8 protein-coding genes and 1 tRNA gene are annotated in these 7,467 nt (G+C 49.8%); 2 read left to right on the forward strand and 7 right to left on the reverse strand.

Annotated features, from left to right (window positions below; genetic code table 11):
* Positions 1–368 precede the first annotated feature (368 nt).
* Both Q7V06_RS10315 and Q7V06_RS10320 read right to left on the reverse strand, forming a co-directional pair.
* Positions 369–947, reverse strand: a complete 579-nt coding sequence (locus tag Q7V06_RS10315; RefSeq protein WP_304841146.1) for an L-threonylcarbamoyladenylate synthase — start codon at positions 945–947, stop codon at positions 369–371.
* Positions 947–1,621, reverse strand: coding sequence for a DUF5612 domain-containing protein (locus tag Q7V06_RS10320; protein WP_304841147.1), 675 nt, complete (start codon positions 1,619–1,621; stop codon positions 947–949). The genes Q7V06_RS10315 and Q7V06_RS10320 overlap by 1 nt, the downstream gene beginning before the upstream one ends.
* Positions 1,622–2,183: 562 nt before the next feature.
* On the opposite strand from Q7V06_RS10320, the gene Q7V06_RS10325 reads away from it, so the two are divergent.
* Positions 2,184–2,408 carry a hypothetical protein gene (locus Q7V06_RS10325; RefSeq protein WP_304841148.1) on the forward strand — a complete coding sequence of 75 codons (225 nt, stop codon included), beginning with the start codon at positions 2,184–2,186 and terminating at the stop codon, positions 2,406–2,408.
* Positions 2,409–2,444: 36 nt separating this feature from the next.
* Positions 2,445–3,605 carry a transposase gene (locus Q7V06_RS10330; protein ID WP_304841149.1) on the forward strand — a complete coding sequence of 387 codons (1,161 nt, stop codon included), beginning with the start codon at positions 2,445–2,447 and terminating at the stop codon, positions 3,603–3,605.
* 142 nt (positions 3,606–3,747) lie between these two features.
* Here the strand turns inward: Q7V06_RS10330 and Q7V06_RS10335 are convergent.
* The 5 genes from Q7V06_RS10335 to Q7V06_RS10355 all read right to left on the reverse strand — a co-directional run bounded on the left by Q7V06_RS10335 (position 3,748) and on the right by Q7V06_RS10355 (position 7,389).
* Positions 3,748–3,818: transfer RNA gene (locus tag Q7V06_RS10335), tRNA-Gly, on the reverse strand.
* Positions 3,819–3,928: 110 nt separating this feature from the next.
* On the reverse strand, positions 3,929–4,192 hold the full coding sequence (locus tag Q7V06_RS10340) for an AbrB/MazE/SpoVT family DNA-binding domain-containing protein (protein WP_304841150.1): 264 nt from the start codon (positions 4,190–4,192) through the stop codon (positions 3,929–3,931).
* Complete coding sequence (locus Q7V06_RS10345) at positions 4,192–4,779, reverse strand: class I SAM-dependent methyltransferase (protein WP_304841151.1); 588 nt, start codon at positions 4,777–4,779, stop codon at positions 4,192–4,194. Before Q7V06_RS10345 ends, Q7V06_RS10340 begins: the two co-directional genes overlap by 1 nt.
* Before the next feature lie 299 nt (positions 4,780–5,078).
* A complete protein-coding gene (locus Q7V06_RS10350) occupies positions 5,079–6,326 on the reverse strand; it encodes a LamG-like jellyroll fold domain-containing protein (protein ID WP_304841152.1) in 1,248 nt (415 codons plus the stop codon).
* Positions 6,327–6,444: 118 nt separating this feature from the next.
* On the reverse strand, positions 6,445–7,389 hold the full coding sequence (locus Q7V06_RS10355) for a type IV pilin N-terminal domain-containing protein (RefSeq protein WP_304841153.1): 945 nt from the start codon (positions 7,387–7,389) through the stop codon (positions 6,445–6,447).
* Positions 7,390–7,467 lie beyond the last annotated feature (78 nt).

Raw genomic sequence — 7,467 nt, forward strand, 5'->3', positions numbered from 1 at the left:
ACGAAGTCAGATAGGCTTTTGCATATCATCATATTTAGTCAAGGAGACCCCAACCGTTAGGGTGGAGAGGAATTACCTCCTCCATACATGTTATATGTTCTGAGGGCATTGCATTGATTGGACATTTCCTGCTTACGGGCATACGGAGATGTTGTCTTGACTGCTCCAAAATCCTGGAGTTCAGCGCGGTTAATGCCGCATCCGTAGAGGTAATGTAGCCGGTGATTCCACGGATAATCGGTAGTGGTCGTGTCAATCGACCGGTACGAATAAGGTTCGTTGAACAAACTTCGTACAAATTACATTGTTGCTTTGCGGTCATAATGATCCCAGTGGCAAGCCCCCTCCGTTAGGTGGGGGTAGTCGACTCAATCCATCTTCATGAGGAAATCAACGATCTCATCAAGTTGAGACCCGGGCCTGATGATCTCTTTTTTGGTGAGATCAACAACAGTGCTTGGCGTGCCCGGAAGCTCCCCCCCATCCACAAAGAGGTCATGTCGGACGTTCACTTCTGATAGTGTCCGTGGCGATGCATCACCTGAGATGTTTGCACTGGTTGATGTGATAGGAGCGTCAAGTTCGCGTATTATCGATAACGCGATCTCATGGTCAGGCCAGCGGATGCCGATCATCCCTGTTCCGCCGGTAAGCTCTGATGGAACGCACCTCTTTGCCTTTAAGATCGCCGTCACCGGACCTGGAAGGAAACGTGTGATAAAGTTCTCTGCTGCTTCATCGACATAGGCAACACAGGCGAGCATCTCAAAATCAGAGATCGCAATAGAGATCGGTTTTCCCCTGAGTCTGTTCTTCGCTTCATAGACCCGCTCAATCGCAATATCTGAGAAGGCGTCACCTCCAAGACCATACACCGTCTCGGTCGGGTACACAATGAGCCCGTCACGCCGGAGGACGGCAACTGCACGTTGAATTATCTCATCCATTAAAACTCACGACCTCGTACACGGTTGATATCAAATACTGCTTTTCCAGAGACATGCATCACGGCAAAGACACCGGCCTGAATCGGATCGGTAACGACCAGATCGGCATGACGTACAACACTTCCTGCCATCTTTAATGCAATAACCGGTATTCCTTCCGCCTTTACGTTCTCGACCGCCTGACTGATCTTTCCTCCCATGATCGATCCGGCAAGGACGAGGATCGAAGCACGGGGAAGGCGGGTTACCGCATCGACTGCGAGCGCAAGCGTCTCCTCTCCGACAAGAGGGATGGTATCGACTGAGATCCGCTCGCCTCTGATGTTATGTCTGTCTGCTTCGTTCACTGCGCCCATCGCGACCTGGGCGACCTGAGCACCGCCGCCGATGATGATCACCCGCTGGCCGAATATCTTTGAGAAGGATTCATGAGTCTCGACCTCGCGAATTGTTGGAAGGGTAGAGAGTGCGGCGACGATTAATCCGTTGTTCTCCCCCTCCTCGATCTCAAGGTCAACCCAGGCAAGCCCTGCCTCAGGTCCTCGTTTTATGATCTCCTGCTGAATCGTCAGAATATTGACATTATGATCGGCAAGGACAGTTGCAATATCGCGGAGAACGCCTTTTTTATTCTCAGTGATGATGCTGATGGCGTAACTCGAAGAAGAGTACATTTTGATGCGATAACCGGGATTCTAGAGTATTCGTCCAGAATTCTTTTGTATGTTCATCTGCGATTCATTGTCAGTCATATCAATGGGATCCTTCTCTCTTTCTACACAAGAATACTCCGGGAAGAGAGAAAACAATATCGGAAGAGTAATTCTATGGTGGAGAATAACGACTGGTCGTATTTCATTCCCTTTCTGCAAAGAATCTGTTCGGTCATCTCCGCCGTGTCGGAAGCGCCAATCTATCCTCAGGCATGGTAGGTAAGTTCTGAGGCATGGTAGGTAAGCTCTCCACCATCTTCCTCAGTGGTATTTACAATCCTGGATGAGATAATGCACATATCGTTTCCATGACGGAAGTGCTGACCTGGCTGGCAGTTTTTGCTTCAATGCGTGGATGCTCGTCAAGTTCGTTTAACTGGCTGAAGAGATCAGAGCATTTCATCAAGAATAGGCAAGGAGACTCCCTGCGCAAGCGGGGGAGGAATTGCCTCCTGTCTGAACATTACACTTTCGCCCTGCGTTCCTCTTCTTTATAACCGGTGAGAAAGAGAGTATATCTCTAATGGAACTGCGGGTCATCAGCAATTATCTGCGTCTCTCCAGGAAGACGTATCGGATCATTGATACACTCGCATACCATGCTAAGAACCTGTATAATGTGGGACTGTACAACGTCCGGCAGCATTATATGACGCACAAAGAGAACTGCATGATCCAAGGGGCGATCCGCCCGGATATCACCTCAACGGTAGAGGTGCTTATTGGGTCCTATCTCCCCTACACGTGAAAGAAGGACTTTCCTTTCAAAGAGTGCAGCACCTATGTGCAGTCAAAAGAGAATGAAAACTATGGGTTATTACATAGCGACGCCGCCCAGCAGACGCTGAAATCGGTTGAAGAGGCATACAAAAGTTATTTTGGGTTGTTGAACCTGTACCGGGACGGGAAGCTCGCATACCATCCGGGAGCCCCGAAGTTTCTGCCAAAAGACGGTCGTTTCAAGCTGGCGTTCCCCCGGGCACACCTGACGTTTTGCAACGGATTCGTCACGCTCGGGATGTCCCACGCGTTCCGGAAGCAGTATGGGTTGACGGGTAAGGAACTGACGTTCCCGATCCCGCCATGCATCAAGCCGCACCAGATCCGGGAAGTTACGATCCTGCCGGTAAGTAAAGGGATGACCTACAAGATTGAATTCTCCTACAGTACTCCCTCCCACCTCAAACCTCTTGACCCCGATCAGTACCTTGCTATCGACCCTGGGCTCAGCAACTTTGCAACGATGATTGACACCGCCACCGGGGCTGTCGTTATTCTCGACGGTAAGCGTATTAAATCGATCAACCGGTGGTACAATAAAGAGAACGCACGGTTGCAGAGTATCAAGGATAAGCAGGGGATAACCGGGATCACGAAGCGGCAGGCACGGTTGCTGAAGAGGCGGGACTGCCAGATCAATGAGGCGATGAACCGGTTTGTGATCTGGATCGTGGACTATGCCCTTAAACATATGATCGGCACTGTGATCCTGCCCCGCTGGGACGGGATCAAAGATGGAATTAATCACGGTAAGCGTGGGAACCAGAACTTCGTGCAGGTTCCCTACTACAGGTTCCGACAGAAGCTGAAGGCCAAATGCGAGCAGTACGGGATCCGGTTTGATGATACACACTCTGAAGCCTATACCTCGCAGGTCGATGCTCTGAACCTTGATCCGATCTGCAAACCACCCTATGGGAGGAAGCGGCGGGTCAAGCGGGGGCTCTACCAGAGTGCTCGTGGAACCCTGATCAATGCCGATGTCAATGGTGCTCTGAACCATGCACGAAAAGTAGCCGGTGATTCCGTGGTCTCACGGATAATCGGTAGTGGCCGTGTCAACCGGCCGGTGCGAATAAGGACGACTTTTGAGCCGTCAACCTTCACACAGATTAAATTGCAGCCTTGTGGTCTCCAGACCCCGGTTGCAAGCCCCCTCCGTTAGGTGGGGGTAGTTGACTGAATCATCTCAAAGGTTCTTACAATGGGGAAAAGGGGGCAGGCATTACTTATAATTGTGAGTTTGTATTGTCGCACCGGATCAAGGATGAGTAATGATCTGATGCATATAAGAGGAGCTTCCTCAATGCGATAACCGGGATTCGAACCCGGGCTAGAGGCTTGGGAAGCCCCTGTCCTACCACTAGACTATTATCGCTCTGCCTTATTTTATCTGTCTGATCACTTATAGAAGTTATCGTTTGTCTGCTGCAAAGTACTCCCGGATGAAGAGGGAAGAAGGAATCATACCCCTCATCTGGTTCTGATTCAGTCTTCAGGGGGCTCTTCCGGTGTATTTTCAAACATCTGAAGCATCGAGAGCGCCATCTTTCTGAATTTATCAGCTTTGACGATCGCAATTCCACGATCCTCATCCCCGAGCACCATCAGCGTATCCCCTGGTTTGATATCGAATAATTCACGTGCGTCTTTCGGAATCACAATCTGGCCCCGATCACCCACTTTTACAGTACCAAAGATATGTTTCTTCTCATCTGTGTGGGAATGATTACAGTTATGACGATGAAACATCAGATCCTTCCTTTTTGTTCCTCTCTATGTTTTGGGTTGCATCTCAGGAATTCTCTCTCCTCAGAGATAATTTCCCAGAGTCCTGAACCGGAGATGAGGTGTCTCGTCCTGTCACGCGGCTGGTGGCCGTCGTCGATAATCAATATACCATCTGGTTTTGTGATCCGGTGCAGCTCTTTGAGAAATGCAGCGGTATCCGGAACCATATGGAACATATCCAGTGCATAGACGAGATCGGCTGATCCTGTTGCCAGACCCGAGTTGTATCCTTCTGCAAGGATGGGAATGATTGTTTTCTGTCCTGTCGTTGTGATTCGTTGTGAGACGGACTCGATAGCACGCTCATGGATATCCACTGCATAGACGATGCCATCCGGACCAGCGAACCGGGATGCGCTCTCAAGATAACCTCCGGGACCGCACCCGTAATCAACAACCGTCATACCCCGTCTGATACCAAAACGGGATACTTTCTTTTCAGGCGGATGGATTCTGTCCCTGATACGGAATAAGAATGCCATCGCAGAGAATGCCAGATTCGGTATCCGATAGACGGAATCCTGGGAACCATGGCTATTGCCGGTCATATCTCCACCACACTATTACGATGGAGTACGGGATACAGCACACCTCGGTGAGGAATGCCAGCGACTGGTTTTAAATTCATGTAATTCATACTTTTCATACTAATGTGATATTTATTGCCATATAATCTTTATGATGATGGAATGCAGAGGTCATGGAATCGGTGATTTGGATTCAAGAATTGAGTGGACAATGCCCTTCAGGAAAAAACCGGGTGATACGTGAATGTTGTGATATATTGGATTCAATTTTCTGATGCAAAAATGATGTAACTGTTGTCTCTTTCTCCTAAACCCTGGTTTCATGATAGCGGAACACCTGCATCATACCTTGCCTGGATCTCAGCCTGTGTGAATGCCCGCTCATAGGTGCCGAGGCCGCGGATCACCCCGTCGAATTTTCGTTGGTTATTGGTGAAGAAGGTTATCCCCTCAATTCCTCCAACCTGGTATAGTCCTGATGAATTGATAATCGTCCCCTGCTGGGAAATAGAATTCTCATGAGGTCCACCATTAACAAAGATACGCAACCATTCATTATCCTGATTGTATACTCCAACCACATGGTACCAGATACCTTCCACCGGAGATGTGGATGACCATCTGAATCGCCTGTGTTGATCCGTTCTGATTGCTATCTCAAATAATGAATTATCGGAGTTGTGTTGGAGGTGATAGGGACTATTGTCATTGTTACTCCCATCAACAACGATGGTGGCAAAGTTATGTGTTCCGTCCGGGGAGGCGGGATCGCGATTCCACTTCACCCATGCCTCTACGGTGAAGCCGTTGATCTCCGGTGCGACCACAATCTCCCTTGAGAAACCGTCCGACCCACCACTGTTTGCCACCATGAGCGTGACGGTATATGTTCCCGGATGAGCGAAGGTATGTGATGGGTTCTGCGCCGTTGCATTGTTCCCGTCGCCAAAGTCCCACAACCATGACTCAATTACACCCAGAGAGGTATCAGTGAACTGACCAAAGAGCGGCGACAGCCCCGAATACGGATCAGCAGTGAAGCCCGCTACCGGCGTATCGTCCGGCCCCGGCCCGCTGCCAACCATGGCAATGATCGATCCAAATATCCTTACCTCGGCTTTTATGTCAATGATGACGAGGTCAAGGGTTCCGGCAGGAAAGCCGGTACCCTCTGCAGCCGTTAACCTGTCAATGGTGATCTTTGGACCCTCCGCAGTATTGTAAAGGTAAAGAACCTGTCCCGTGCTCCAGGTGACAGGAGCATCCGCTCGAGCGAGCATTGATTCGCCACCGGCCACAGTGGTTCTGATATCGATTGGGATGCCCCTTGTGGCACCTGATCCGTTCAGGAAGACAGCGTCGCCGCCCCGGTGCCGGATCGTGATATATTCTGTCCCGTTGATCTCAACGACCCCTGCTTCAGCTGCGATAAATGCAGACTTCTCAAGCCCCCCGGGTATCCCGTAGATGAATGCATAGATGATGATCGAGATGAGTGCAACCAGCAGTACAAGCAGTATGACGCTGATTGTGGGGGTGACTGCGTCTTCATGCCTTCTCGCTATCATGGTTGTCTCCGGCAGATACTATGATGATAAAAATACTATTTTGAAGGATAGTTTATGACTCCTTCTAACTAATCACGTAGAGTTTATAATTTGTTTATTGCGGAAATTGATATGATGTTCATCCAACCACAATAACCTCTTGTATCCAGTTTTGATTCAGTTGCAGTACCATCTGTAATCTGATCACTTTTACTCCATCAGTTGATTCGATGATGATTGGGGAGACCGTTGCAGTGCCTACATCAGCAAAGTTCCGATTTGTGTATGTTACGGTTGTAATTCCATTGCTGTTGATATTTGGATTCCATACTGCATTTGCTGAGATGACGACCCCCTGATCAAGAAGGGTATTTCCAGGCCGCTCACGAAGCGAGATGGCTCCCGGAACTGTTCCATCGTATGGGGTGCCATCCGGCTTATTGACCTGGAAGGTAATTGATGTCTGTGTAAAGCCAACAAGCACAATTTCCTCAGGTACTGGAGGAGGGGTCGGTGTCGGGGTAGGTGTAGGTTCTGGTGTTGGGGTTGGCTCCGGGGTGGGAGTGGGTGGTAGATCTGGCAAATGCAATATGCTCTGGATAGCCAGATGCTCCATAAAAATCAGCAGCTGGGAACCAATATCCACCGCGGTGATTGTCCTCTCACCCGGGTCACAGCCGGTACCAGAGCTGATGGCAAGATCCCTGTCCTTTGTGAGCCGGGGGCCGTCTTCGGTATTGAACATGAAGATGCTCTCGCCCGGCCTCCAGTTCATGGGGGTAAGCGGAACCGCACGGATTGATTCCCCGGTCATTGTAACGAAGAGATCAAGTACTTTCCCCTGTTCTGCTCCGGTTGTGTTCAGGGTAACGGTATCGCCGCCTTTATGCCTGAGTTCGATGTAGGGTGTACCCTCGGAATCATGGAGTTCGCTCTCAATGGCGATGTAGGGCGGCTGGACGATTGTGGGGGTGAGGCCGAAGATGGAGCTATAGATGATGATCGCAAACAGGGCTGTAAGGGCGATCATCAGGGATACGCCGATTACGTTGGAGACTGCATCGTTGGATATATCTGGTTTCATGGTCAGCTTGCGTTTATGATGGTTGTAAGGAGGAGATTATGTGAGTCTCCTTCAATCATCTCTCTCTCTCTCTCTCTC

The sequence above is a fragment of the Methanocalculus sp. genome (assembly GCF_030651615.1).
Lineage (GTDB): Archaea > Halobacteriota > Methanomicrobia > Methanomicrobiales > Methanocorpusculaceae > Methanocalculus.

Excerpts from the sequence above, each read along its gene's own strand:
- Q7V06_RS10320 (WP_304841147.1), bottom strand. The coding sequence starts at position 1,621 with ATGTACTCTTCTTCGAGTTACGCCATCAGCATCATCACTGAGAATAAA.
- Q7V06_RS10355 (WP_304841153.1), bottom strand. The coding sequence starts at position 7,389 with ATGAAACCAGATATATCCAACGATGCAGTCTCCAACGTAATCGGCGTA.
- Q7V06_RS10350 (WP_304841152.1), bottom strand. The coding sequence starts at position 6,326 with ATGATAGCGAGAAGGCATGAAGACGCAGTCACCCCCACAATCAGCGTC.
- Q7V06_RS10315 (WP_304841146.1), bottom strand. The coding sequence starts at position 947 with ATGGATGAGATAATTCAACGTGCAGTTGCCGTCCTCCGGCGTGACGGG.
- Q7V06_RS10340 (WP_304841150.1), bottom strand. The coding sequence starts at position 4,192 with ATGTTTCATCGTCATAACTGTAATCATTCCCACACAGATGAGAAGAAA.
- Q7V06_RS10325 (WP_304841148.1), top strand. The coding sequence starts at position 2,184 with ATGGAACTGCGGGTCATCAGCAATTATCTGCGTCTCTCCAGGAAGACG.
- Q7V06_RS10345 (WP_304841151.1), bottom strand. The coding sequence starts at position 4,779 with ATGACCGGCAATAGCCATGGTTCCCAGGATTCCGTCTATCGGATACCG.